This is a genomic window from Micromonospora sp. SL4-19 (assembly GCF_047921475.1).
In the GTDB taxonomy this organism is placed as follows: Bacteria; Actinomycetota; Actinomycetes; order Mycobacteriales; family Micromonosporaceae; genus Micromonospora.
In genome coordinates this window covers 20027-45664 of the sequence record NZ_JBLROB010000016.1, presented here as the reverse complement: position 1 = coordinate 45664, position 25638 = coordinate 20027, and the positions used below count along the sequence as shown (strand labels likewise).

Below are 25638 nucleotides of genomic sequence, written 5' to 3'. Positions count from 1 at the left end.
CCGAGGGGCGGCGTCCGCGATCATCGGACACCGCCCCTCGGCGAACGGAGCCGAGCTACCCGGCGGCGGCGCCGGCCGGTGAGGGGGAGTCGACGCCGATCGGCGCCGACCCGACCGGCTCGGGGGCCCGCGTGGCCTCGACCGGCTCGGCGGCCGGTGTGGGCTCGGCCGGGGCGGTGAGGCGACGGCCGGTGAGCAGGTAGCCGGCCGTGACCACCAGCACCGCCCCGATCACCCCGTACAGCAGGCGGTAGTCGACCAGGCTGACCAGGAGCGCACCCGCCCCGATCGCCACCGCCTGCGGCCCGCTGGCCAGCGCGTCCAGCGCGGCCGAGACCCGGCCGACCAGGTCCGATGGGGTACGCCGCTGGATTAGCGTCATCGTGCCCACCATCGCGGCCGGCAGCCCGAGCCCGATCAGCACGCTGGCGGCGACGGCGAGCCAGAGGGCCGGCCGGACCAGGACCAGGCTGCTGGCGGCGAGGGCGGCCACGCCGAGCGCCATGGTGCCCAGTTCCCCGAGTCGGCGCACCAGCGCCGCCGAGGTGAGGCCGCCGACCAGTCCACCGATCCCCTGGAGCGAGACCAGTACCCCCAGGAAGGCCGGCTCCCGCCCGAGCCCCTTGTCGACGTACGCGAACCAGAGCGTCTCCCCGAACCCCATCGCCACAGTGGCGACCACCACCGCCACCAGTGCCCGGCGCAACGCGAGCTCGCCCAGCAGGTGCCGCACGCCCGCCGCCACCCCGCCGGAGGAATCCGGGTGGGACGCCCCGGCGGTGTTCGCCGCAGCCGAGGTCGCCGGTGCGGAGCCGGTGGCGGCCCCTGGTGCCCGCCGCAGGGTCAGCCCGACCACCGCCGCCAGCAGGAAGCCGAGCGCGCAGGCGCCGGCCAGCGCCGGGCCGCCGAGCAGGACGTAGAGGCCGGCGCCGAGCAGCGGGCCGGCCAGGCGCAGCCCCTGCTTGACGGTCTGGGACGCGCCGTTGGCGTCGGGCAACAGTTCGGCGGGGACCAGTTCCTGCACGAGCGCGGTGACCGTCGCGCCGAGCGCGATGTAGGAGAGCCCGTAGCCGGCGGCGACCGCGTAGACGACCCAGAGCCGGCTGGCGTCGTGGACGGTCAGCAGCGGCAGCAGCAGCGCGGCGGTGACCGCGTTGAGCGCCACGAAGAGCCTCCGGCGGGGTGCCCGGTCGACCATCCAGCCGACCAGCGGGGCGAGCACCATCGGCGCGGTCAGCGCGACGAAGGTGGCGCCGGCCAGCCCGTCGGAGCCGGTCAGCTCCTTGACCCACACGGCCAGGGCCAGCAGCAGGACCGACTCGGCGACCATGCTCACGGTCAACGCGAGGAAGAACAGCCGGAAGTCCGGCCGGCGCAGCAGCTGTCTCATCGGTCCTCGTCCCCCTCCGCGTCGGCGTCGCCGACGACCGGTCCGTGTTCGGTGCTCCCGTCGGCGTCGCCGTCGATCGGTTCGTTTTCCGTGTTCCCCTCGGCGTCGGCCCTGCCGGAGACCGGTCCGTCGACCTCGGGCACGCCCCACGCCATCAACCGCACCGGTCGCGACCCGGCCGGGCGGGCCGTGGGGTCGCTGAGCCGGTCCAGGTGGCGCGCGAACAGCGACTGGATCTCCTGCTTCAGCTCCCCGAGCTCGTCGGCGGTGTACCAGCCGATGAACTGGGTGAAGAAACTGGCGTCGCGCCAGACGGGGGACTGCTGCCGGCGGACGGCCATCCAGTCCCGGAGCTTGCGGTATTCCAGGTCGAGCAGGACCCGGGCGGCCGCGTCGCCGGCCTGCGCCAGCTCGGGGCTCTCCTCACCCTCGCCCCACCGGTGCCCGTCGGTGACCAGCCGCCACGGCCGCTGCCGGCCGGTGCCGCCCCCGGCCTCGGTGACGAAGCCGTACTTGGCGAGCTGGCGCAGGTGCCAGGAGCAGTTGGCGGGGCTCTCGCCGACCCGCTCGGACACCTCGGTGGCGGTCAGTGGGCCGTACAGGCCGACCGCGTTGAGGATGCGCAGCCGCAGCGGGTGCGCGAGGGCGCGCAGGGTGTCGACGTCGGTGATCTCACGGGGCTGCTGTTCGGGCATGTGTCGAAGGATACCCTTCGAAAGGCTCCTTTCGAAAGCCCTCCTTTCATTTGTCTCCGTGTTTGACTGCCGTCATCGTGGCGATCGAGTACGCGGACCTGCCCGGGCTGCGCGTGCGGTGGTGGCCCGGCTCAACGATCCGCCTCCCGAATGGTGGGAGCGGTTGACGGAGATCACCCTGCCGGCCCTCGTCGTGTCCGGCGGTTCGGCCGGCCGCCTGCCGCAGGACCGGCTCGCCGCGATGGTCGCCCGGATGCCCGCCGCCCGCCTGGTAACCATCGACGCGGGCCACGCGGTGCACGCGACCCGCCCCGCCGAGTTCGCCGCGGCCGTACGCGGGTTCCTCGCCGCTTCCGGCTGAGCGACCGGTCCGCATGGTCCCGAAGTTGCCGATACGCCCGGACCCGGAGCGCACCGTCATCCCGGGCGGCTGGAAGAATCGCCTGCCGTGAAGACGTTCGAGGAGTTGTTCGCCGAGCTGCAGGCCAAGGCCGCCGCCGGCACCCCGGGCTCGGGCACGGTCGCCGCGCTCGAGAAGGGGGTGCACTTCATCGGCAAGAAGGTGGTCGAGGAGGCGGCCGAGTCGTGGATGGCCGCCGAGCACGAGGGCCCGGAGCGGGCCGCCGAGGAGATCTCCCAGCTGCTCTACCAGACCCAGGTGCTGATGCTTGCCACCGGTCTCGAACTCAAGGACGTCTACCGACATTTGTGAGTGTTCCCGTCCGCTGATCATCCGATCGATCGAAGGAGCACTCCACCCATGCTGCGTGTCGCCGTACCGAACAAGGGCACCCTGGCCGAGTCGGCCGCCCAGATGCTGCGCGAGGCGGGTTACCGCCAACGCACCGACCCGAAGGACCTGGTCTGCCGGGACGAGCCCAACGACATCGAGTTCTTCTACCTTCGCCCCAAGGACATCGCCACCTATGTCGGCTCCGGTGACCTCGACGTCGGCATCACCGGTAGGGACCTGCTGATCGACTCCGGCGCGCCGGCCGAGGAGATCGTCGACCTGAACTTCGGCCGAGCCACCTTCCGGTTCGCCGCCCGTCCCGACGACGTGCACTCCGTCCAGCAGTTGGGCGGGCACCGGATCGCCACGGCGTACCCGGGGCTGGTCGAGCGGCACCTGGCCGAGCTGGGCGTCAAGGCCGAGGTGATCCGCCTGGACGGCGCGGTGGAGAACGCCATCCGCCTCGGCGTGGCCGACGTGGTCGCCGACGTGGTGGAGACCGGCGCCACCCTGCGCCAGGCCGGCCTGGTGGTGTTCGGGGAGCCGCTGCTGCGCTCCTCGGCGGTGCTGGTCCGCCGGGCCGGCGCCCCCGGCTGCGCGCAGGCCGACCAGCTGCTGCGCCGGCTGCAGGGCGTGCTGGTCGCCCGCCGTTACGTGATGCTGGCCTACGACGTGCCGGCCGGGCTGCTCGACCGGGCCAGCTCGCTGACCCCGGGCATCGAGTCGCCGACCGTCTCCCCGCTGCACCGCGAGGGCTGGGTCGCCGTGCAGGCGATGGTCCAGCGCGACGACGCGCACCGGATCATGGACGAGCTCTACGAGCTGGGCGCCCGGGCCATCCTGGTCACCAACATCCACGCCTGCCGGCTGTGAGGCCGCTGCCGGCTCCGGCCGCCCTGTCCCTGGTCGTCCTGGGCGGGGCGGCCTCGGCTGCGCAGGGCGTGGCCAACTCCGAGCTGGGGCAGCGCGCCGGCGACCCGGTGCTCGGCGCGGTGGTCAACAACCTCGGCGGCAGTCTCCTCGTCCTGGTCGGGCTGGTCGTCCTCCCTTCGATGCGGACCGGCCTGGTCGCGTTGCGTCGCGGTGGCCTGCCCTGGTGGTCGTATCTGGGCGGGCTCGGCGGCGCGGCGATCGTGGTGATCGGCACGTACGTCGTGCCGGTGCTCGGGGTGGCCGTGTTCACCATCGCCCAGGTCGCCGGCGGCAGCCTGGGCGGGCTCGCCGTGGACCGGGCCGGGCTGTCCCCGGCCGGGCGGCTGCCGCTCACGGTGCCCCGGCTGGGCGGGGCGCTGCTCGGCGTCGCCGCGGTCACCCTTGCCCAGCTCGGCCGCCCGGTCGGCGACCTGGCGGTCGGGCTGGTCCTGCTCGCGGTCGCCGGTGGCCTGGCGGTCGCCCTGCAGGCCGCGCTCAACGGCCGGGTCTCCGCCGCCAGCAGCAACGCCGCCGGGCTCGCGGTCAACTTCGCCGTCAGCACCGCGGCGATCCTGGCGGTCGCGTCAATGGTCGGGGTGTTCGCCGACCGGCCCACCTGGCCGGGGCAGTGGTGGCTCTACACCGGCGGCCTGCTCGGGGTCGGCATCGTGCTCGCCCTGCTGGTCGGTGTCCGCGCGGCCGGGGTGCTGCGGACCGGTCTGGCGCTGGTCGCCGGGCAGCTCGGCGGCGCCCTGCTGCTGGACGTGCTGCTGCCCGGCGGCGCCGGGGTGCGGGTGCCGGTGCTGGCCGGCGCGGCGCTCACCGTGCTGGCGGTGCTGGTCGCCGGGGTGCGACGGCGCGCGCCCGCCCGTGTGGCGGCGGAACGCGAGCCGGAGCCGGATGGCAGACTGGTCGGGTGAGCGATTCAGTGGTGACCGTGCGGCCGCGCCGGATCCGGCTGGTCTGCTGGGTGTCGGCCGTCGCCCTGCTGGTGGTGTTCAGCCTGGTGGCCACATCGCTGACCGGGGCGACCGGCGACGGCTACGGCACGTTCCAACGGGGCGACCAGCTCGCCATGGTTGGCCTGGGCCTCTGCGGGGCCCTCGGCATCCTGCTCTTCACCCGCCCCCGCGTGGTGGCCGACGCCAGGGGCGTCCGGGTCCGAAACGTGATCGGCTCGCACGAGCTGCCCTGGGAGGTCGTCCGCGGGATCCGTTTCGACCGCGGTGCCCCGTGGGCCAGCCTGGAGCTGCACGACGACGACCTGCTGCCGATGGTCGCCCTGCAGGCCGCCGACAAGGAGCACGCGGTCGAGGGGGTGCGCGCACTGCGCCGCCTGCACCAGGCCTACCTGGCCGCCCTCGCCGGCGAGCCCACCCCCCGCTGACCCGCGGTGGGTTGAGTTGGGGGCCGGTGGGGCGGGGGTGTAGTGTTACCGGGTCGACCAGACTGCCCCCGTTCCTGACGTGTGGGCGGTCCCGAAGCGGAGCGCCTGCTCCCACCCGAGTCGCCGCGACGGCGGCCGGGTCCGGTCCCCGGTTCCGGGCATGTCCCGGTTCCGGATGCGCGATCATGTGATCGTGTCGACCGGTCGAGTGGGCCCTGGCATACGCCGGGGCCTTCTGCTTTCCGGGTCGGCTCCCGCCCGGGAGCCCGCGGAGTCGGCACCGTAGGAGACTCGACTCGAGGAGGCCCCATCAGCGTCGAACCACGCGTGAACGAGCAGATCCGGGCACGTGAGGTCCGACTGGTCGGCCCTGAAGGTGAGCAGGTGGGCATCGTCCCGCTGGAGCGCGCCCTACAGCTGGCCGCGGACGTCGACCTGGACCTGGTCGAGGTTGCGCCGATGGCGCGCCCGCCGGTGTGCAAGCTCATGGACTTCGGCAAGTTCAAGTACGAGAGCGCACTGAAGGCGCGCGAAGCGCGGCGTAACCAGCAGCAGACCGTCATCAAGGAGATGAAGCTCCGGCCGAAGATCGACCCGCACGACTACGAGACCAAGAAGGGTCACGTGGTGCGGTTCCTCAAGGCCGGTGACAAGGTCAAGGTGACGATCATGTTCCGCGGTCGCGAGCAGAGCCGCCCGGAGCTGGGCTACCGGCTCCTGCGCCGGCTCGAGTCCGAGATCTCGGAGCTGGGGTACGTCGAGGCCGCCCCGAAGCAGGACGGCCGTAACATGATCATGGTGCTTGCGCCACACCGCGCCACGAAGGCCGCCGCGGTCGCCGCGACGGCCACCCGGGGCGGACCCCGGGAACGGGCCGCCGAAGGCGCCCCGGAGGCCGGCGAGACCGCAGCAGCCGGTGAGACCGGCACGACCGCTGACACCAGCGGCCAGTAACAGGGGAGAGACGTTCCACATGCCGAAGATGAAGAGCCACACCGGGATGGGCAAGCGGGTCAAGGTGACCGGCAAGGGCAAGATCGTTGCCCAGCAGGCCGGCCTCCGCCACAACCTGGAGAAGAAGGCCTCCACCCAGACCCGCCGGCTGACCGGCACCGTCGAGCTGGCGAAGGCCGACACCAAGCGAATCAAGAAGCTGCTCGGCCGCTGACGCGCGCCACCTGAACCGAAGAAGGAGTTGAGATGGCACGCGTCAAGCGGGCTGTGAACGCCCAGAAGAAGCGCCGTACCCTGCTGGAGACCGCGAGCGGCTATCGCGGTCAGCGCTCCCGCCTCTACCGCAAGGCCAAGGAGCAGGTGCTGCACTCGATGCAGTACGCCTACCGGGACCGTCGCGACCGCAAGGGCGACTTCCGGCAGCTCTGGATCCAGCGGATCAACGCCGGCGCCCGGGCCAACGGCCTGACCTACAACCGGCTGATCCAGGGCCTGCGCCTGGCCGGCATCGAGGTCGACCGGAAGATCCTGGCCGACCTGGCCGTCAACGACGCCGCGGCGTTCGCCGCGATCGTCGAGCTGGCCCGCGCCGCCGTGGCGGCCGAGGGCACCGGTGGCGCCGCGGCCCAGGCCGCCTGATCCACCCGCACCAGCAGATCGAGGCGTCTCCCATGCAGTCACCATCGCGCGGGAGACGCCTCGACGCTGTCTCCGGCCCGTTCACCCCGCGTACGCCGCGGGTCGCCGCCGCCCGCCGGCTGCACCGCCGCCGCGACCGCGAGACCGCCGGCCGCTTCCTGGCCGAGGGGCCGCAGGCCGTCCGTGAGGCCCTGGCCCGCGCCGGCACCGTCGTCGAACTCTTCGGCACGCCGGCGGCCCTCGACCGGTACGCCGACCTCGCGGCGCGGGCCGCCCGGGCCGACGTGCCCGTCTCCGAGGTCACCGACGAGGCCCTCGCGGCGCTCGCCGAGACCGTCGCCCCGCAGGGCCTGGTCGCCGTCTGCCGGCACCTCGACGTGCCCCTGGACCGGGCCCTCGCGCGCGGGCCGCGGCTGGTCGCGGTGCTCGCCGAGATCCGCGACCCGGGCAACGCCGGCACCGTGCTGCGCACCGCCGACGCCGCCGGCACGGGCGCCGTGATCTTCGCCGGCGACGCGGTCGACCCGTACAACGGCAAGTGCGTGCGGGCCTCCGCCGGCAGTCTCTTCCACGTCGACGTGGTCCGCGTCGCCGACCCGGTCCAGGCGGTCGACGCGTTGCGTACCGCCGGGCTCTCCGTCTTCGCCACCACCGGGTACGGCGACACCGACCTCGACGACCTCGCCGACGCCGGCGGGCTGGCCACCCCCACCGCCTGGCTCTTCGGTTCCGAGGCGCACGGACTGCCCGAGGAGCTGACCGAGGCCGCCGACGCCCGGGTCCGCGTGCCGCTGCACGGGCGCGCCGAGAGCCTGAACCTGGCTGCGGCGGCGGCCGTATGCCTGTACGCTTCAGCGAGAGCGTTGCGCTGACCGCCAGCCGGTCGCGCGGCACACACAGCAGGGGAGTCGTCCACGTGATGAACGCGCCACGGCGTTCGTTTAGCCAGCCCGCCGGTGTCGGCGGGCGGCGGGACTGACCCTTCCTCCTGCCCAACTCCCACCGGCGGGCTGCGGCGAAGCCGCGCGTCCGTAGACTCGCCTAGCCGCCCGTGAGGGCCGGCGCCGCCGTGAGGGAGTGCCCGTACGCCATGAGCTACCGCAACGATCCGTACGACCCGAAGCAGGTCGCCCTGCTCGACCCGGACGCCCTGGCCGGGGCCGTCGCCGACGCCGAGAAGGCGTTCGCCGCCGCCACCGACCTGGACGCGCTGACCGCGCTGCGCCCGGCGCACCTCGGGGACCGGTCCCCGGTCTCGCTCGCCCGCCGGGAGATCGGCGCGCTGCCGCCGGCCGCCAAGGCCGACGCCGGCAAGCGGGTCAACGAGGCCCGTCGCGCCATCGAATCCGCGCACGCCGCCCGCCAGGAGATCCTGGAACGGGAGCAGGCCGAGCGGGTGCTGGTCGAGGAGCGGGTCGACGTGACCCTGCCGTACGACCGCCGGCCGCGCGGCGCCCGTCACCCGATCAGCACGCTGATGGAGCAGATCAGCGACCTGTTCATCGGGATGGGCTACGAGATCGCCGAGGGTCCCGAGGTCGAGCTGGAGTGGACCAACTTCGACGCGCTGAACATCCCCGCCGACCACCCGGCGCGCGGCCTGATGGACACCTTCCACATCGCACCGCAGGACGGGTCGGACAGCTCCGGCCTTGTTCTCCGGACCCACACCTCGCCGGTGCAGGCGCGCACCATGCTCAGCCGCAAGCCGCCGATCTACGTGGTCGTGCCCGGCCGGGTGTACCGCACCGACGAGCTGGACGCCACCCACGCGCCGGTCTTCCACCAGGTCGAGGGGCTGGTGGTGGACAAGGGCATCACGATGGCGCACCTGCGCGGCACGCTGGACCACTTCGCCCGGGCGATGTTCGGCGAGGGCGCGAAGACCCGGTGGCGGCCGCACTACTTCCCGTTCACCGAGCCGTCGGCCGAGTTCGACGTCTGGTTCCCGGAGCACCGGGACGGGCCGCAGTGGGTCGAGTGGGGCGGCTGCGGCATGGTCAACCCGCGGGTGTTGCGCGCCTGCGGCATCGATCCGGAGGTCTACTCCGGATTCGCGTTCGGCATGGGCATCGACCGGACCGTGATGGTCCGGCACGGGGTCAGCGACATGCGGGACATGGCCGAGGGCGACGTGCGGTTCACCCGCGCGTTCGGGGTCTAGACGGCGCCACGAGCTACGGAGACGGTGGTTTAAGAGTCATGCGAGTTTCTGTCAGTTGGCTGCGGGAGTACGTCGACCTTCCCGCCGACCTGCCCGCCGGCGACCTGGAGCAGGCACTGGTCGACCTCGGCGTCGAGGTGGACTCCATCGAGGACCTGCGGGAGTCGGTCACCGGCCCGCTGGTGGTCGGTGAGGTCCTGGAGATCGAGGAGCTGACCGGGTTCAAGAAGCCGATCCGGTTCTGCCGGGTCGACGTCGGTGCCGCCAACGGCACCGGCGAGCCGCAGGAGATCGTCTGCGGGGCGCGCAACTTCGCCCCGGGCGACCGGGTGGTGGTGATCCTTCCCGGCGGCGTGCTGCCCGGCAACTTCGCCATCGGCGCGCGCAAGACGTACGGGCGCAACTCCAACGGTATGATCTGCTCGGCCAAGGAGCTGGGCCTGGGCGACGACCACTCGGGCATCATCGTGCTGCCCGAGGACACCCCGGCCAAGCCCGGCGACGACGCCCGTCCGGTGGTCGGCCTCGACGACGTCGTGGTCGAGATGGAGATCACCCCCGACCGGGGCTACGCGCTGAGCGTGCGCGGCATCGCCCGCGAGCTGTCGCACGCCCTCGGCGTGCCGTTCCGCGACCCGGCCGCGGCACCGGCGCCCGGCGGCACCGCCGAGCCCGCGTACCCGGTCGAGGTGCGCGACACCGTCGGCTGCGACCGGTTCGCCGCCCGGATGGTCCGCGGCGTCGACCCGACCGCGCAGACCCCCGGCTGGATGTCCCAGCGGCTCACCGTGGCCGGCATCCGCAGCATCTCGCTGCCGGTCGACATCACCAACTACCTGATGCTCGAGCTCGGCCAGCCGATGCACGCCTTCGACGCCGACCGGATCCGCGGTCCGCTGGTGGTGCGCCGGGCCGAGCCGGGGGAGAAGCTGACCACCCTGGACGGGGTGACCCGCACCCTGGTCGCCGAGGACATGGTGATCTGCGACGACACCGGACCCATCTCGCTGGCCGCGGTGATGGGCGGCGAGACCAGCGAGGTGATCGCCTCCACCGCCGACGTGCTCTTCGAGGCGGCGCACTGGGACCCGGCGATGGTCGGGCGCACCGCCCGCCGGCACAGGCTGTTCAGCGAGGCGGCCAAGCGCTGGGAGCGGGGCGTCGACCCGGCGCTGCCGCTGGTCGCGTTGGAGAAGGCGGTCCGGCTGCTCACCGAGCACGCCGGGGGCACGGTCGGCACGGAGATCCTCGACCTCGACCACGTCCGGCCGCGTACCCCGGTCACCCTGCCGGCGGACCTGCCGTCGCGCCGGGTCGGGGTGGCGTACTCCCCGGAGCGGGTGGTCGAGCTGCTGGAGCAGGTCGGCTGCGCGGTCGCCCGGGGCACCGAGCGGCTCGGCGAGGACCCGGGCGAGGTCGGGGTGGCCGCGGCGGGCGGTGGCGAGGTACTCACCGTGACCCCGCCGAGCTGGCGGCCCGATCTCACCGACCCGGCCGACCTGGTCGAGGAGGTGGTCCGCCTCGACGGGTACGACCGGGTGCCGTCGGTGCTGCCCACCGCGCCGCCCGGCCGCGGCCTCACCTGGCAGCAGCAGCGCCGCCGGGCGGTCGCCCGGTCGCTCGCCGAGCGCGGGTACGTCGAGGTCCTGGCGCACCCGTTCGTCTCCGTCGAGCTGGCCGACCAGCTCGGCCTGCCGACCGACGACCCGCGCCGCCCGGCGGTCCGGGTGGCCAACCCGCTGTCCGAGGAGGAGCCGCTGCTGCGGACCACACTGCTCGGCCCGCTGCTCGGCATCCTCAAGCGCAACGTCGGCCGGGGCCAGCGCGACGTGGTGATCTCCGAGATCGGCACGGTGTTCCACCCGCGGCCCGGCGCCGGCACTCCGCCGGCCATGGGGGTGGACCGCCGCCCCACCGACGAGCAGTTCGCCGCCGCCGACGCGGTGGTGCCGGACCAGCCGCAGCACGTCGCCGTGGCGCTGGCCGGCGAGATCGAGCCGGTCGGCTGGTGGGGCGCGGGCCGGGCGGCCGGCTGGGCGGACGCCGTCGAGGCCGGCCGGGCCGTCCTCGCCGCCGCCGGCATCCCGGCCGACCGGGTCACCGTCCGGGCCGCCGAACGCGCCCCCTGGCACCCCGGCCGGTGCGCCGAGCTGCTGGTGGACGGCACGGCGGTCGGGTACGCCGGCGAGCTGCACCCGGCCGTGGTGGCGACGCTGGAGCTGCCGCGCCGCACCAGCGCCATGGAGCTGAACCTGGACGCGCTGCCCGCCGCGCCGATGGTGGCCGGGCCGGCCATCTCCACCTTCCCGCCCGCGCTGATCGACGTGGCGCTGGTGGTGGACGACTCGGTGCCCGCCGCCGAGGTCGAGCGGGCCCTCGTCGAGGGGGCCGGCGAGCTGCTGGAGGGCGTCCGGCTCTTCGACGTGTACGCCTCCGAGCAGCTCGGCGCGGGCCGCCGGTCGCTGGCGTACAAGCTGACGTTCCGGGCCCCGGACCGGACGCTGACCGTCGAGGAGGCGGTGGCCGCCCGGGACGCGGCGGTGGCCGAGGCCGCCCGCCGCTTCGGCGCCACCCTGCGCGGCGCCTGACCGGTGCCGCTCGTCGGATGGCTGGTGGTGGCCGCCGTGCTCGCGTCGGCCGCCACCGCCGTCCTGCTCCGGGCGGGGTCTTCCGCCGGAGTGGCGGGGCGCTTCGCGGCCGGAGCCGCGGCCCCTGGTCCATCCCGAGTTCCTCCGGCCGGTCAGCCGAGGTCTCGACGCGTCGCCAGCCAGGTGCCCAGCCCGAACATCAGCACCACGTATCCCAGCAGGACGGCGGTCGGCACCACTGCACTGGAGGATTCGATCACCCCGGGGGTACCCCCGTCGAACTGGGACCGTGCGCCGAGCGCGCCGGCCAGGGCGCCGGAGCTCGGGGCCAGCAGCAGCTTCTGCAGCACCGTGAGCGGGTTCAGCACGAGGGCGAGTCCGCTGATCGCGTTCTCCAGGACCAGCGTCCACACCAGACCGACCGCGATCGCCGTGGCGGTGCTGCGGAACGTGATGGCGAGGAACCAGCCCAGGCTGGCGTGGGCGGTGCAGATCAGCCAGGCGGCCGCCACCGCCCGGGCGAGGTCGGTGGCCGACGGCCAGTCGGTGGCCCGCCCCTCGGTGAGGGCCAGCGCCCCGGTGGTCACCGCCAGCACGCCGAAGGTGAGCACGGCGATCAGCAGGGCCAGGCCGCACAGGACGACGGCGTGTCCGGCCATCACCTGCGCCCGCCGTGGTCGCTGCGTGAACAGGAGGTTCCACGTGCCCCAGCGGTATTCGTTGCCGACGACGAGTGCGCCGAGGATGACCACGATGGCGCCACCGAAGAGCGGGAACAGCCCGATCCCGGTGGGCACGAGCTGACCGGGCAGGACGGCGGCCAGCAGGGACTCGGCGGCCTCCGCCTCCTTCGGGTCGCCGGCCAGAGACAGGTGCACGAGGTACGGAATGCCGATCCCGAAGGCGAGCGCCAGGATCGTCCAGGTCGCGGTGACCGCCCAGACGGCGGGCCGCCTCCGGTCGGCGAACCACGCCGCCCGTACCGACGCCATCATCGGCCGCCTCCCGTCGTGGTGGCCGGCTCCGGTCGGCCGGGCCGTTCCGGCGCGGTCAGTTCCAGGAACGCCTCCTCCAGCGAGTGGCGCTGTGGACGCAGTTCCCGCACGTCGATCCCGGCTTCGACCAGTCGCCGGTTGAGTTCCGCGGCCAGCTCCGGGTCCGCGGTGACCCGCAGTCGCCCGTCGACCGCTTCCACCGCGCGGACCCGGTCGTGCTCGCGCAGGCACGCCGCCGCCTTGTCCATCGGGTCGGCGTCGATCAGCAGCACCGTCTGGCCCAGGGTGCCACGTAGCTCGTCGGGCGAGCCGTCGGCGACCAGCCGGCCGCGGTCGATGACCGCGATCCGGTCGCAGATCTGCTCCACCTCGCCGAGGACGTGACTGGACAGCAGCACGGTGTGGCCGCTTCGTCCGAGCCCGCGGAGCAACTCGCGGATGTCGGACACCCCGGCCGGGTCGAGGCCGTTGGTGGGCTCGTCCAGGATGAGCAGGGCCGGCTCCTTGAGCAGGGCAGCGGCCACGCCGAGGCGTTGCTTCATGCCCAGGGAGTACGTCCGGAACGCCGACCGGGCGCGGTCGGCCAGACCGACGTCGGCCAGCACCCGGTCGACGGCACGGTCTGCCACGCCCGCGTACCGGGCGGCCAGCCGCAGGTTGTCCCGGCCGGACAGATGCGGATAGAAGGCCGGCGACTCGATGAGGGCACCCACCCGGGCCAGCTGTTCCGGCGTGCCGGGCGGTCGACCCAGGACCCGGATCCGGCCACTGGTCGGCCGGACCAGCCCGACGAGCATGCGCATGGTGGTGGTCTTGCCGGCGCCGTTGGGCCCCAGGAAGCCGAGCACCTCGCCCTCATGAACTCGCAGGTCAAGGCCGTCAACCGCGGTGACCCCGCCGGGATAACGCTTGGTCACCTCATGAACTTCAATGGCAGAACGATCACCTCTCAACGGGCTGGCGCAATCGTTGGGAGGATGAGCCGAGAGCCGCAGATCAGATTGCTCTTTGCCTTCATCCCGCAGCCCCTCTTATTCCTGACCGCAACACAGCGTTATTTGTGCATCGGCAATTAACCGTCAGTTAAGGCAGGGTGGGTGGTGCCGCCACCGGATCGCTCGGTGGTTGCCTCATTGGCCCCGCCGTCGTCAGTGGCCAGTGGTGGGACGAGGCAAAGCGGCTATGACCTGCGGCGGCCCTGACGACGTCCACAGACTAGCGGAGGTTGATCGGCTCGGGAAGGGCGGAAGTTCGTGGTGGTGACGCTTCTTGTCTTAGCCGCAGCTCAATGCCCCTTCAATTCACTGTCGCCACTGCCTCGCACGAAACATTTTGTTGACGAAAGACTTGATCTTGGGCAGCATGAAGACACTTTCGACACGGCCTCAGTCGTTGGCATAGGAGCCGAGATGACCCAGTTGCCGGACGGTGGAGTGACTCTGGAATCGCGTCCCAAGCTCCGGCACGACGTGGTGTTCCTGGACGCTCCGGCCGGCGCCTACCTGCGCGGCCCGGACACCGCCTTCCTGATCAAGGGTCGGTCGGCCTTCCGCTGGCTGACGTCGCTGAGTCCCTATCTGACCGGGGAGCACACGCTCGCGCAGCTCACCGCCACCCTCGAACCGGGGCAGCGGGAGACCGTGCTCACCCTGGTCCGCGCGCTGGTCTCCCGAGGCTTCGCCAAGGACGCCAGGGACCGCACCGAGCTGCCGGAACCACTGGGCCGCCGGTTCGCCGCCCAGATCGAGTTCATCGACCACTTCGCCGACGACCCCACCGGCCGGTTCCAGCGCTTCCACGATGCCCGGGTGGTGCTGGCCGGTGAGGGAGCGGCCCTGCTCGCGGCGGCGGCCGGTCTGCTCCGCAACGGGTGTGTGCGGCTGGACCTGTACCCGGACGACGACCCGGAGCCGTACGCCGAGGCCCTGCGACCCGAACTGGCGGAGCTGCGTGCCGACGGCTTGCCGGTCGAGGTCGGGTTCCACGCCGGGACGCCGGACCTGCGCGGGGCGGACGCGGTGGTGTACTGCACCGCTCCGGCGGGACTGGCCAGGCTGGCGGACCTGGCCCGCGCCTGTCACCGGGACGGTCCGCTGCTGGTGTCGGTGACCTGGGACGACGACCGGGCGGTGGTCGGGCCGACCGTCCCGCCTGGGCAGACCCCCTGCTGGCACTGCGCCCAACTACGACTGACCGCCGGCGCCGAACCGGCGGCGGCCGTGGAGTTCTGGCGACAGCTCGCCCTCGGCGGCGACGCCACCGCGGCGGCGGTCCTGCCCGAGGTGAGCGGGCGGATGCTCGGCAACGCCGCCGCCTTCGAACTCTTCCGCGCCCTCACCGGTGCGTTCGCGCCGGACACCGCCGGCGGGGTGCTGCTGCTCGATTCGTCCACTCTGGAGTCCGCCCGGGAACGGGTGCTGCCACACCCGGGCTGCCCGGTCTGCCGGGACGTCGAGGTGTCCGAGCCGGTCCCGAGCGCCGACTCGGACGAGGAGACCTACCAGCGTGCCGAGATGCTGGTGTCGCCGAACGCCGGTGTCTTCACCCGGTTCGTCGACGACCCGCTGGAGCAGGCGCCGCTGAAGACGGCCCGGTTGCGGGTGCCCGGGCGGCGGGGCCCGCGCGAGGTGACCGCCTTCGACGTGCACACCGTGATGAGCGCCCGGCTGGCCGCCTACCGGATCGCGGTACGCGACCACGCCGCCCGGCACGCGGACCCGGCCGGGGCGGTGACGGCCTCGGCCGTCGAGCTGCGCGACCGGGGCGAGCACCCGGTGCCGTGGGCGGAACTGGACACGGCGGCCGGTGGGCGGCCCGACGATCCCCGGCGGCGTACCCGGTGGCTGCCGGCCGTCGTGCTGGGGCGGGCGGAGACCGTGTGGGTGCCGGCGGCGCTGGCGCTGCCCACCTCCGCGTTCAACGCCGAGGGCTGGGCCGAGCCGACGGTGGCCGGAGCGGCCGCCGCCGGATCACTCGACGGTGTGGTCGACCACGGACTGACGGACGCGCTGGCGTACCACGCGCTGACGGCGGCGCTGCGCGGCCGGGCCGGGCTGAGCGTGGTGGGCGAGGAGGACCTGGTCGGCGACGGCGACACCGCCTTCGTGGTCAAGACGGCCCACCGGTTCGGCCGCCAGCTGTCGGTCTACGCGCTGGCCGCCGCCGGCCCGGCGCACGCCGTGCTCGCCGTCACCGAACCTGCCGGCGGCGGCGACCGGGACTGGGCGTTGGCCGGCGGGTTCGACCCGGTCGCCACCCGGCTCGCGGCCGTACGTGACGTGGTGGGGCGGGCCCAGGTGCGGCACTTCGAGGGGACGGCCGCCGACCTCGGCGACCCGGTGCTGCGGGACTTCGACCCCGCGACGCTCACCACCACCGCCGTCACCCGGGCCTGCGCGGCCACCGACCGGGCAGCCGTGCTGGCCGCGCTGGGTGCCCGGGGGATGAGCGCCCTGCTCGTCGAGACGACCACCCGGGACATCCGGGCCAGCGGGGCGTTCCGCAGCGGCGTGGTCCTGCTGCGGCACGACGGCCGCACGGCCGACTGAACCACCACACCAGTGGTCCGTACGAGGCACGCACCGTGGAAGGAGGTGGAAAGATGCCGATCACCCTGAACGACGAGCTCCGCGAGCTGGAGACCGAGACCTTCGAGATCGAGGAGGTCGAGGACGGTGGCGAGGCGCTCGCCGCGACCAGCTCCAGCTGCTCCTGCTCCAGCTGCTGCAGCTGCAGCACCTCGAGCTGCTGCAGCTGCAGCACCAGCACCTCTAGCTGCGGCTGACCGGGTGGGCGGGGTTGACTCGCGACGCTGACGACCTCCAGTCGCCGGTGGGGCACCGCACGAACGCGGACCATCCGCCGCCGGTCGAACCGGCGAGCAACGCCTGCGTGCCTCCGCTGGATCCACCGTGGTGGTGCGGACGCAGACCACCGACGACTGGCCCTGATCGCGGCTCAACGACAGCACGTGTCGGCACCAACGCCCGACATCCGCCGTACCGCCCGACTCGGTCCGTAGTGGGAACTGCCTGAGCTGCGGACCGAGCCGCTCGAGGTCGAGGACATCGCGGATCTGTCCGCCGACCTCCTGTGCGGCCGCACCTCGTCGAGGTGCGGCAGTACCAGCCGAGCCGCGATGCCGCCGGTCGCTCCGGACGTCCGGCTGGCGCCACGGCTCCGGATCGCCTGAGGGGAGGTGTAAGGAAATGCCGGAACTGACTGACGAGCTCCGCGCGCTGGAGACGGAGACGTTCGAGATCGAGGACGTCGACGCCATCGACGCGATGGTCATGGCCTGGTCCAGCTCGAGCTGTTCCTGCTCCAGCTGCTGCAGCTGCAGCACGTCCAGCTGCTGCAGCACCAGCACCAGCACCGGATGCGGCGGCGGGTAGTCGAACCGACCGCCACCGTCCCCGCCGGCGGGCCACGTCGGCGGGGCGCCGGCCCCCACCCCACCAGCACCGCACGGCAGCGACCTCAGACAGGTGAACCGCATGATCGTCGACGTTCGGACCACCTCCACCGGGTGGGACAGCAGCCTCAAACAGCTCGGCGAGGCGTTCCACGAGCGCCTCCAGGTCGCGGCCCGCCCCGGTGCGCCGCTCGACGGGATCACCGTCCGCGTGGCCGCCCTCGGCCTGACCGACGCGTACGCCGACGGCGGCGAGGGCCTGACCGGGGACGTGGTGCCGATCTGGTTGCACGGCGCGACCGCGCTGGTCGGTTCGCGCTGGACGGACGACGGGGCCACGCCGGGCCCGTGCCCGCTCTGCGTGCAGCGGCGCTGGCAGGCCATCCGGGTACGCGAGGAACGGCACGCCCTGGAGCACGGCGCCCGGGTCGGCACCGTGGCGGCCCTGCCCCACCTGACGCCGTTCGCCGTCGACGCGCTCTGGCAGCTCCTCCTGGCCGCCTGCCGGTCGCGGGCCGACCGGCCCGGCATCGGCCGCCTGTGGCAGCTGCGGATGGACACCCTGGAGACCACCGTCGTCGCGGTGCTGGCCGATTCCGACTGCCCGGCCTGCGCGACCACCGCCGAGGACACCGCCGCGGCGGCGGACGTCCCGCTCACCAGCCGGCCCAAGCCGGATCCGTCCGCGTACCGGCTGCGGTCGGCCGGGGACCTGGACCTGCCGGTCGCCGCGCTGGCGAACCCGGTCGCCGGGGCGCTGGGCGGCAACGCGCTGCGCGCGTACAACGCCACCGCGACCGCGCCGGTGACCGGATACTTCCGGGTCCGCAGCCGCTACGACCTGCACGAGATGTGGTGGAGCGGACACGCCAACAGCTACGGCGGCAGCGAGACCTACGCCCTGCTGGAGGGGCTGGAACGGTACGCCGGCCAGTTTCCCCGGGCCCGGCGGACCACGGTCTTCGACAGCTACGCGAACCTGGCCCCGGACGCTCTGGACCCCGCCGGGCTGGGCTACCACCCGGCGTTCTACGACGGCCACGGGCACTACTACGCCCCCTACTCGCCCACCGAGCCGATGCACTGGGTCTGGGGCCACTCGCTGCGCGACCGCACCCGCCGGCTCGTGCCCGAGCAACTCGTCTACTACCTGGACCGCCGTACCGACCAGCGCAAGTTCGTCCAGGAGTGCTCCAACGGCTGCGCCAGCGGCAGCTGCCCTGAGGAGGCGCTGCTGCACGGCATGCTCGAACTGGTCGAGCGGGACGCCTTCCTGCTCGCCTGGTACGGGTCGGCCCGGCTGGCCGAGATCGACCCGGCCACCTGCCGCGATGAGCGGGTGCACTTCATGCTCGACCGGGTGAACCTGCTCGGGTATGACCTCCGGCTCTTCGACACCCGGGCGGACCTGCCTGTCCCGGTGGTCACCGCGGTTGCGGTCAAGCGCGGCGACGGGCTCGGCCAGCTCTGCTTCGCCGCCGGCGCCAGCCTCGACCCGGACGACGCGGTCCGCGCTGCGGTCTGCGAGACCGCCTCCTACGTTCCCGGCTTCGACGAACGTGTCGCCGCGAGCGAGCCGCAGCTGCGTGAGATGGTGCGGGACTACACCAGGGTCACCGAGCTGAGCCACCATGCCCTGCTGTACGGGCTGCCGGAAATGACCCGCCACGCCGCGTTCCTCTTCGACGACCCGCCGCTGCGGTCGATGACCGAGTTGTACGGCGACTGGCTGGCGGCCCGGCCGAACCACGACGACTTGCGCGCGGACACCGAGTATCTGTGCGGGCTGATCTCCGCGCTCGGCGGCGACGTCGTGGCGGTCGACCAGACCTGCCCCGAGCAGGAGATCGCCGGAGTGCACACGATGGCGGTGGTGGCCCCCGCCCTGGTCCCGATCGACTTCGGCTGGCAGCGGCAGCGGGTGCTCTGGAGCGACCGGTTGGAGCGGCACCTGGCCCGGGGCACACACGGACCCGACCGGCTCGGGGCCACCGGCCGCAACCCCCACCCGCACCCCTTCCCCTAGGAGCACCCAGATGCCGCAGGAGGCCCGCGAGGTCGTCCGGGAGTACACCGAGGCGGTGTTCCGCCGGGCCCGGATCCCGATGGAACCGCTCAACTACGAGGTGGACTGGGTCGACCAGCCTTCCCGCCACGTCAGCTACCCCGGTGCTCCCAGGCTGCCGCTGCCGGCGACGCTGCCGGACCTGCCCACCCTGCGTGACCTGTTCACCGGGGAGCACCTCCCGCCGCCGGTGGGCTGGTCGCTGCCCCGGCTGGCGGCCCTGCTGCGCCTGTCGTACGGGGTGCTCGACCGGCGGCTGACGGTGAACTGGAACCAGGACCTGGCCAAGCGGACGCACTTCGAGCACGCGGTCTGGGGGCGCGGCACCGCCTCCGGTGGCGGCATGTACCCGGTGGAGCTCTACCTGGTCGCCGGGTCGTCCGGGCCGCTGCTACCCGGCGTCTACCACTACGGCACGGGCCAGCACGTGCTGGAGCGGCTGCTGGTCGGCGACGTCAGCGGCACGGTACGCGCCGCCGCCGGCGATTCCGCGGGCACCGCCGACAGCTTCCTGGTGGCGAGCATCCGGTTCTGGAAGAACTCCTTCAAGTACAACAGCTTCTGCTATCACGTGGTCACCCAGGACCTCGGCGCGCTGCTGGGCTCCTGGGACCTGCTGGCCCGCGCGCTCGGCGCGCCCCTGCCCCGCCTGCTCGGCTTCGATCCCGCGCCGGTGGACCGGTTGCTCGGCTTCGACGGCGACCGGGAGAGCGTCTTCGCGGTCGTACCGTTGACCTGGGAGGGTGGCCATCCGGCGGTCGACGGAGGGGGCGCGACCCGGACCGGCTCGGCCGGTGAGCCGGCAGCAACCGCGGATGTCCGGGTCCGGTACCCGGCCTTCGAACGGTCCCGCCGGCTGCGGGAGTTCCCGGCCGTCACCGCGGTGCACCGGGCGGCGGCGGCCCCCGCCACCCCCGCCGCGGCCGCCCTGGCGGGCGCCGCGCCCCGCGCCCTGACCGGCGAACCGGTGACCCTGCCCGGACCCCTGCTGGAGCGGCTGGAGCGTCCCCTGTCGGCGGTGCTGGCGACCCGGTCCAGCAGCTTCGGTCGGTTCCGCCGGCCGCCCGACCTGACCGCCGCCGAACTCGGCACCACCCTCGCCTTCGCCGCCGCCGGCCGGCACCACCCGGCCGACGTCGGGTTGCCGGCGGACGCACCGGCCCTCACCCGTCTCTGGGTCTTCGCCAACCACGTCGGCGGCCTCGCCACCGGCAGCTACGCCTACTGTCCCCGGCGCCACACACTGCTGCCTGCCGGGCCCGAACCCGACGGCGGCATGTCCGCCTTCCTGCAACAGCAGTACTTCCTCACCAACTACACGATGGGTCAGGTCGGCGCGGTGCTGGCCATCTCCGGCCGGCTGGACGCCGTGCTCGACGCCGTCGGCCCGCGCGGCTACCGCATCCTCAACGCCGAGATCGGCGCCGTGGCGCAGCGCGCCTACTGCGCGGCCAGCGCCCAGCGCGTCGGCTGCGGCGCGGTGCTGGGCTTCGACAACGTCTCCATGGACGCGGCCCTCGGCCTGGCCGGCACCGACGAGCGGACCGTGTTGTTCCTGCTGCTCGGGCGACACCCGGACGGCGCCGCCGACCTGGCGTACCGGCTGTGACCGCCTCGATCCGCACCGACGCGTCGACGAAGGAGAGACCCGTGACGGTGTCCCTGCCCGCATCACCGGCCGCCGAGCTGTCCTGGCGGATGCCGGAGGTGTTCATGCTGCGTACCGCCGGCCTGCCGCTGGAGGTCGCCGACCGGCTCGCCTTCGACGACAGCGCCGAGTGGGCCCGCCGGACGCTGGCCCTGGAGGACCGCCTGCGGGAAGCCGCGCCGCGGCTCGCGGACGCGCTCGAGGTGGCGGTGGCCCGCAATCTCGACGACGACCAGCTGCGGCGGCGGCTGATCCGGCTGCGCCGGGACGTGTGGAACCTGCGCCGACCCGATCCCGCCGACCCGGCGGCCTGGCCGAAGGCCGCCCTCGGCGCCGACACGCACCGGATGCTGGCCCGCTGGCTGGAGACCTTCGCGGCGTACCGGCGGGAGCTGGCCGACGGCGCGGCGGTGCTGGATCGGGAACTGGCCGAGCGGCGGGCGGTGCTGCGCGAGCTGGCTGACGATCCGGACCTGCGGGGCGGCATCCTGCTCGCCTCTCCGTCGCTGGACCAGTACCTGCCCGCGTATCTGGCCGCGTCGGGCAGGCTCGGCAAGCGGGCCAGGCGGGTGGAGCGGTCGCTGCTGGAGTACGCCCTGCGTACCGCCTGCAAGACCAGCCCGTTCAGCCGGCTGACCACGGTGAACGTCGGGACCTTCGGCGCCGGTGCCGGCCCGCTGCTCGACGTCTCGCCCGTGACCGACCGGACCGGCGAGGCGAAGCGTGGCGTCGCCCGGCTCAACCTGGCCGCGCTCGGCCGGTTGTCGGCCATCGTGCTCGCCGACGAGACGCTCCGCGCGGACCTGCCGGTCACCGTCACCACCGGCTGGCGTATCGAACACGGCCGGCTGCGTTACCTGCGCCGCCGCCGGACCAGCTCGGAGGACGGCGATGCCGCGATCACCCTGGAATCGATCCACGAGTCGCTGTTCGTGCTGCCCACCGGCCGGGTGCTGCACGACATCCTGGGCGCGCTCGACGGCGGCCGGGTCCGGCGGATGGCCGACCTGGTCACCGAACTGGCCGCCGACGGCCGTCCCACGGCCGAGATCGAGCAGTACCTGCACCACCTGCTGCGGGTTGGCCTGCTGGTGGTACCGAACCTGCACCTGGACATCCACGCCGACGACCCGGTCGAGGGCTATCGACACGCGCTGCGGGAGATCGGCCGGGACTGGGCCGACCGGCTCGCGGAGCGGGTCGCGACGGTCAACCGCCTCGCCGTCGGTTACCCGGCGCACGACGTCGCCGGTCGCCGCCGGGTGCTCGCGGACATCCGGCGGGAACTGGTGGCGGCCCACGCGGATCTCGGCCGGCCCGACATCCCGGCCCCCCGGACCCTGGTGTACGAGGACGCCACGCTGCGCACCCGGTTGCCGGTCACCGCCGACCGGAGCCGCTGGGACCGGGACATCCTGCCCGGGCTGCGCGCGCTCGCGCGGATCATGCCGGTGTTCGACATCAACCTGCCGCGCCGGCTGGCCACGAAGGGCTTCTTCCGGGCCCGCTACGGCGCCGGTGGGCGCTGCGACGACCTGCTCACCTTCGCCCACGAGTTCCAGCAGGACTTCTTCGAGCACTACACCGGACGGATGATGCGCCGCCGCGCGTTCGACGCGGACAACACCTACGTGCGGCAGGAGAACTGGTTCCGGCAGGAGGAGATCACCGCACTGGACGACGCCCGGGTCGCGGTGGCCCGGCGAATGAGGGACGCGTACGACCGGTTGCCGGCCGGCGCGGAGGAGCTGCGCCTCGACGACGCGTTCATGTCCGACGTCGCGGCCATGGTGCCGGAGACCCTCGGCACGCTCGACCCCCGGTCCTTCTTCCTCCAGCTCGCCGACCAGGGCGACCGGCACCGGGTCGTGGTCAACCGGATCTACTCCGGCATGACGCTGCTCTTCTCCCGTTTCGCCCACCTCTTCGCCGACGAGGACCTCGCCGGAGCGCTCCGCGCCGAGCTGGCCCGGCTCCAGCCGCCGGGCGCGGTGCTCGCCGAGCTGAAGGGCGGGTACGACGCCACGAACCTCAACCTGCACCCGGCGGTCACCCCGTACGAGCTGGTCTGCCCGGGGGAGATCAGCTCCCGCCCGGCCGGCGAGCAGATCCACATGGACGATCTCAGCGTCGAACACGATCCGGTGGCGGACCGGTTGCTGCTGCGCTCACGCCGGCTCGGTGCCGAGGTCATCCCGGTCTACCTGGGTTTCCTGCTGCCGATGGCGCTGCCCGAGGTGCAGCAGGTGCTGCTCACCTTCGCCTATCTGGGCATGGCGCAGCCGGACCTGTGGGCCGGTACCGGCGTGGCGTTGCCCGGCCGGGGCATCGCCGGCTATCCCCGGATCGCGTTCGGCGACCTGGTGCTGCAGCGGCGGATGTGGAAACTGCATCCCGACCACCTGCCGCCGGCGCGCACCCCGGAGCAGAGTGACGCGGACTGGTTCCTGCGCTGGCAGCGGTGGCGGCGCGACAACGGCCTGCCCCGCCGGGTCTTCGCCACGCCGGAGGGCGGCCCGGTCACCCCGAAGGTGGGCGACGCCGGCCAGCCCGGGGCGCAGCCGGGTGTCCGACCGGACCACAAGCCGCTCTACGTCGACTTCGACAGCCACTTCTGTCTGCAGTTGCTGGAGGCGACCGGGCGGGGAGCGGGCAGCCGGCTGGTGCTCACCGAGATGCTGCCGGACCGTGCCGAGCAGGTGCTGAACGGCCCCGGCGGCACCCACGTCACCGAACTGACCGTCGAACTCAACGGCGTCCGTGCCGGAAAGGTGGACCGATGACGCACTTCCCGTCCCCGGTGGAGCACGGCTGGCTCAGCGTCCACGTCTTCTACGCCAGCAACGCCAACCCGATGCTCGTCGAGGGTGTCCGCCCACTGGTGGACGAGTTGCGGGCCGAGGGGCTGATCAGCCGGTACTTCTTCATCAAGTACTGGATGGAGGGGCCGCACGTCCGGCTTCGCGTGCTGCCCGCCCCCGGCGTGGACCCGGCGGTGGTGCGGGCTCGGGTGGACGGGGCGATCGCGGCGTTCCTGCGCCGCCGTCCCGCCCTCTACGAGGTGGACAGCGACGGGCTGGGCGACCTGTACAAGCAGATGTACGTCGCCGAGTACGGCCGGCAGCGGTGGGACGACGAGTACGGCTCGGACGGCGTGATGCCGATGCGGGCGAACAACAGCTACCACCACATCCCCTACGAACGCGAGTACGGCCGCTACGGCGGCCCGGCCGGGATTCAGCTCGCCGAGTGGCACTTCGAGCACTCCAGCGACGTGGTGCTGGATCTGCTGGCCACCACGAACGTGCACGTCCGTCCGGTGCTGCTCGGGCTCTCCGCCCAGCTGGGCATGATGATGTGCGCGGTCTTCCTCCCCGACGACCGGCGGATCGCCGAGTTCCTCGACGAGTACCGCCGGTTCTGGGAGGTCTCCTACTCCGAGCCCAGCGACGACTACCACGCCAGCTTCGACACCAGCTACCGGCGGATGGACGGCGCGTTGCGGGACCGACTGGCCCAGATCAGGGCCGCGGCGTGGGGCCACGGCGACGTCGGGCCCAACGGCGTCGAGGGCCGCTGGGTGGCGCACTGCCGTGAGCTGCGCGCCCGGGTCGCCGGGGCGGTCGAGCGGGGCGAGCTGGTGTTCCAGCGTGGCGACGGGGAGCCCACCCCGATCCGCGACCTCGACGTCGCCCTGCCCATCCTGCTCAGCTCGTACGTGCACATGACGAACAACCGGCTCGGCGTGAGCATCCTCGACGAGATCTACCTGTCGTACCTGATGCGGGCCGCGCTGCTCGACGACCCCGCCCCGGCCGGCCGGCGATGACCACGGTCGACGCGACCTGGACCCGGCCCCGGCTGCGGGCCGGGATCGTGCTCGGCCCCGGCCAGTGGCGGGGCGAGAAGCTCGTCCACCACGTCAAGGATCCGGAGACCGGTTGCTACTACCGGATCGGGCCGCGCGAGCACTTCCTGCTGTCCCGGATGGACGGCATCCGTACCCTGGACGACCTGGCCGGCGACTACGCCGCCACCTTCGGGCGGCGGCTCGGGCCGGAGAGCTGGCAGCAGCTGTTCGGGATGCTGCATCAGCGGCAGCTGCTCGACGGCGCGACGGACCCCGAGATCATCGCCCGGCTCACCGCGACCGCTGCCGAGAACGCGGCGAGGAGCCGGCGCGGCCTGCTGTCCGCCCGCTTTCCGTTGTTCGATCCGGACCGGCTCTTCACCCGCCTGCTGCCCCGCCTGGCGCCGCTGTTCAGCTGGTGGTTCGTCCTCCCGGCGCTGCTGGTCGTGCTGGCGATCGCCGGGTACGTGGCGGTGCACCTGCGGGAGTTGCTCGAACCGGTCGCCGGGGGAGACCGCCCGGTCCCGGCGATCCTGGCCGGGGTGGTGATCACCTGGGCGATCATCTTCCTGCACGAGTGCGCGCACGGGCTCACCTGCCGGCACTTCGGCGGACAGGTCCCCGAGATCGGCGTGATGTGGCGATTCCCGATGCTGGCGCCGTACTGCAAGGTCGACGACATCGTGCTCTTCACCCCGCGCCGTCGCGTGGCGACCGCGTTCGCCGGCGTCTTCGTCAGCATGCTGGCTCTGGTGCCGTTCGTCGCGATGTGGGTGTGGGGTCCGCGCGGCGCGCTGCACGACCTGGCCGGCACGATGCTGATCTTCGGCACGGCGGCCGCCGCCATCAACCTCGTGCCCTTCCTCCGGCTCGACGGCTACTACATGCTCAGCCACGCCCTGAACCTCGCCGACCTGCGGGCCGACACCTACCGGTTCTACGGTCGGCTGCTGCGCCAGGGGCCTGGCGCGGTGCGGGACTACCGTCCCCGCGACCGGGTTGCCTACGCGCTCTACGGCCTGGCCTCGGCGGCCTTCGCGGCTACCGTGCTGACGCTGCTGGTGCGCTACTGGTACCTCTCGCTGGCCGGCTGGGTCGGCTCCGGGTGGGCCGTGGCGATCCTCGTCGCGGAGGCGGTGGTGCTGGGGGCCCTGGCCGCCCACTTCGCTCGCCGGCACCCGCGGAATTCCCCGACCTGATGCTT

Annotated in this window: 23 protein-coding genes; 19 read left to right on the top strand and 4 right to left on the bottom strand. The window is 73.2% G+C overall.

The features are described 5' to 3' along the window. Positions 1 to 55: 55 nt before the first annotated feature. Together ACNAVT_RS19680 and ACNAVT_RS19675 are read right to left on the bottom strand one after the other, a co-directional pair. Entirely contained in the window at positions 56 to 1390 is a 1335-nt protein-coding gene (locus ACNAVT_RS19680) for an MFS transporter (protein ID WP_416298267.1), read from the bottom strand. Then, positions 1387 to 2085 (bottom strand): ArsR/SmtB family transcription factor, encoded by a 699-nt coding sequence (locus ACNAVT_RS19675; protein WP_416298265.1) that lies wholly within the window; start codon positions 2083 to 2085, stop codon positions 1387 to 1389. Before ACNAVT_RS19675 ends, ACNAVT_RS19680 begins: the two co-directional genes overlap by 4 nt. 163 nt (positions 2086 to 2248) lie before the next feature. On the opposite strand from ACNAVT_RS19675, the gene ACNAVT_RS19670 reads away from it, so the two are divergent. The 11 genes from ACNAVT_RS19670 (at position 2249) to pheT (ending at position 11462) form a co-directional block, all read left to right on the top strand. Then, positions 2249 to 2446 (top strand): alpha/beta fold hydrolase, encoded by a 198-nt coding sequence (locus tag ACNAVT_RS19670; protein ID WP_416298263.1) that lies wholly within the window; start codon positions 2249 to 2251, stop codon positions 2444 to 2446. Positions 2447 to 2533: 87 nt separating this feature from the next. Continuing rightward, positions 2534 to 2797: a phosphoribosyl-ATP diphosphatase gene (locus ACNAVT_RS19665; protein WP_416298261.1), complete on the top strand. Its 264-nt coding sequence runs from the start codon at positions 2534 to 2536 to the stop codon at positions 2795 to 2797. Positions 2798 to 2845: 48 nt separating this feature from the next. Beyond that, the gene (gene hisG, locus ACNAVT_RS19660) at positions 2846 to 3691 is read left to right on the top strand and encodes an ATP phosphoribosyltransferase (RefSeq protein WP_416298259.1); all 846 of its coding nucleotides are present in this window, start codon (positions 2846 to 2848) and stop codon (positions 3689 to 3691) included. Further along, positions 3688 to 4650 carry a DMT family transporter gene (locus ACNAVT_RS19655; RefSeq protein WP_416298257.1) on the top strand — a complete coding sequence of 321 codons (963 nt, stop codon included), beginning with the start codon at positions 3688 to 3690 and terminating at the stop codon, positions 4648 to 4650. Before hisG ends, ACNAVT_RS19655 begins: the two co-directional genes overlap by 4 nt. Beyond that, the gene (locus ACNAVT_RS19650) at positions 4647 to 5117 is read left to right on the top strand and encodes a PH domain-containing protein (protein WP_416298255.1); all 471 of its coding nucleotides are present in this window, start codon (positions 4647 to 4649) and stop codon (positions 5115 to 5117) included. Before ACNAVT_RS19655 ends, ACNAVT_RS19650 begins: the two co-directional genes overlap by 4 nt. Positions 5118 to 5444: 327 nt before the next feature. After that, positions 5445 to 6071: a translation initiation factor IF-3 gene (gene infC / locus ACNAVT_RS19645; RefSeq protein ID WP_416298253.1), complete on the top strand. Its 627-nt coding sequence runs from the start codon at positions 5445 to 5447 to the stop codon at positions 6069 to 6071. Positions 6072 to 6090: 19 nt separating this feature from the next. Next, positions 6091 to 6285: a 50S ribosomal protein L35 gene (rpmI, locus tag ACNAVT_RS19640; RefSeq protein ID WP_091309655.1), complete on the top strand. Its 195-nt coding sequence runs from the start codon at positions 6091 to 6093 to the stop codon at positions 6283 to 6285. Positions 6286 to 6317: 32 nt separating this feature from the next. Next, positions 6318 to 6710 carry a 50S ribosomal protein L20 gene (gene rplT, locus ACNAVT_RS19635; protein WP_046564689.1) on the top strand — a complete coding sequence of 131 codons (393 nt, stop codon included), beginning with the start codon at positions 6318 to 6320 and terminating at the stop codon, positions 6708 to 6710. Between the two features lie 32 nt (positions 6711 to 6742). After that, positions 6743 to 7582: a TrmH family RNA methyltransferase gene (locus tag ACNAVT_RS19630; protein ID WP_416298250.1), complete on the top strand. Its 840-nt coding sequence runs from the start codon at positions 6743 to 6745 to the stop codon at positions 7580 to 7582. A 218-nt stretch (positions 7583 to 7800) separates the two neighbouring features. Continuing rightward, positions 7801 to 8874, top strand: coding sequence for a phenylalanine--tRNA ligase subunit alpha (gene pheS, locus ACNAVT_RS19625; RefSeq protein ID WP_416298248.1), 1074 nt, complete (start codon positions 7801 to 7803; stop codon positions 8872 to 8874). Positions 8875 to 8912: 38 nt separating this feature from the next. Further along, entirely contained in the window at positions 8913 to 11462 is a 2550-nt protein-coding gene (gene pheT / locus ACNAVT_RS19620; RefSeq protein ID WP_416298246.1) for a phenylalanine--tRNA ligase subunit beta, read from the top strand. Between the two features lie 152 nt (positions 11463 to 11614). Here pheT and ACNAVT_RS19615 read toward each other — a convergent pair whose 3' ends face one another. Both ACNAVT_RS19615 and ACNAVT_RS19610 read right to left on the bottom strand, forming a co-directional pair. Next, the gene (locus ACNAVT_RS19615; RefSeq protein WP_416298244.1) at positions 11615 to 12457 is read right to left on the bottom strand and encodes an ABC transporter permease subunit; all 843 of its coding nucleotides are present in this window, start codon (positions 12455 to 12457) and stop codon (positions 11615 to 11617) included. Continuing rightward, positions 12454 to 13374 (bottom strand): ATP-binding cassette domain-containing protein, encoded by a 921-nt coding sequence (locus ACNAVT_RS19610; protein WP_416298242.1) that lies wholly within the window; start codon positions 13372 to 13374, stop codon positions 12454 to 12456. Before ACNAVT_RS19610 ends, ACNAVT_RS19615 begins: the two co-directional genes overlap by 4 nt. Positions 13375 to 13866: 492 nt before the next feature. On the opposite strand from ACNAVT_RS19610, the gene ACNAVT_RS19605 reads away from it, so the two are divergent. The 8 genes from ACNAVT_RS19605 to ACNAVT_RS19570 all read left to right on the top strand — a co-directional run bounded on the left by ACNAVT_RS19605 (position 13867) and on the right by ACNAVT_RS19570 (position 25633). Beyond that, positions 13867 to 16005 carry a TOMM precursor leader peptide-binding protein gene (locus ACNAVT_RS19605; protein ID WP_416298240.1) on the top strand — a complete coding sequence of 713 codons (2139 nt, stop codon included), beginning with the start codon at positions 13867 to 13869 and terminating at the stop codon, positions 16003 to 16005. Positions 16006 to 16058: 53 nt separating this feature from the next. Then, positions 16059 to 16241 (top strand): hypothetical protein, encoded by a 183-nt coding sequence (locus ACNAVT_RS19600; protein WP_416298239.1) that lies wholly within the window; start codon positions 16059 to 16061, stop codon positions 16239 to 16241. A gap of 424 nt (positions 16242 to 16665) precedes the next feature. After that, positions 16666 to 16851 carry a thiazolylpeptide-type bacteriocin gene (locus tag ACNAVT_RS19595; protein ID WP_416298237.1) on the top strand — a complete coding sequence of 62 codons (186 nt, stop codon included), beginning with the start codon at positions 16666 to 16668 and terminating at the stop codon, positions 16849 to 16851. Between the two features lie 102 nt (positions 16852 to 16953). Next, entirely contained in the window at positions 16954 to 18897 is a 1944-nt protein-coding gene (locus ACNAVT_RS19590) for a TOMM precursor leader peptide-binding protein (protein ID WP_416298235.1), read from the top strand. Positions 18898 to 18907: 10 nt separating this feature from the next. Beyond that, positions 18908 to 20545, top strand: coding sequence for a SagB family peptide dehydrogenase (locus ACNAVT_RS19585; protein WP_416298233.1), 1638 nt, complete (start codon positions 18908 to 18910; stop codon positions 20543 to 20545). A 41-nt stretch (positions 20546 to 20586) separates the two neighbouring features. Next, on the top strand, positions 20587 to 23367 hold the full coding sequence (locus tag ACNAVT_RS19580) for a lantibiotic dehydratase (protein WP_416298231.1): 2781 nt from the start codon (positions 20587 to 20589) through the stop codon (positions 23365 to 23367). Beyond that, the gene (locus ACNAVT_RS19575; protein WP_416298229.1) at positions 23364 to 24413 is read left to right on the top strand and encodes a lantibiotic dehydratase C-terminal domain-containing protein; all 1050 of its coding nucleotides are present in this window, start codon (positions 23364 to 23366) and stop codon (positions 24411 to 24413) included. Before ACNAVT_RS19580 ends, ACNAVT_RS19575 begins: the two co-directional genes overlap by 4 nt. Beyond that, positions 24410 to 25633, top strand: coding sequence for a hypothetical protein (locus ACNAVT_RS19570; protein ID WP_416298227.1), 1224 nt, complete (start codon positions 24410 to 24412; stop codon positions 25631 to 25633). The genes ACNAVT_RS19575 and ACNAVT_RS19570 overlap by 4 nt, the downstream gene beginning before the upstream one ends. The last annotated feature ends 5 nt before the right edge of the window (positions 25634 to 25638 follow it).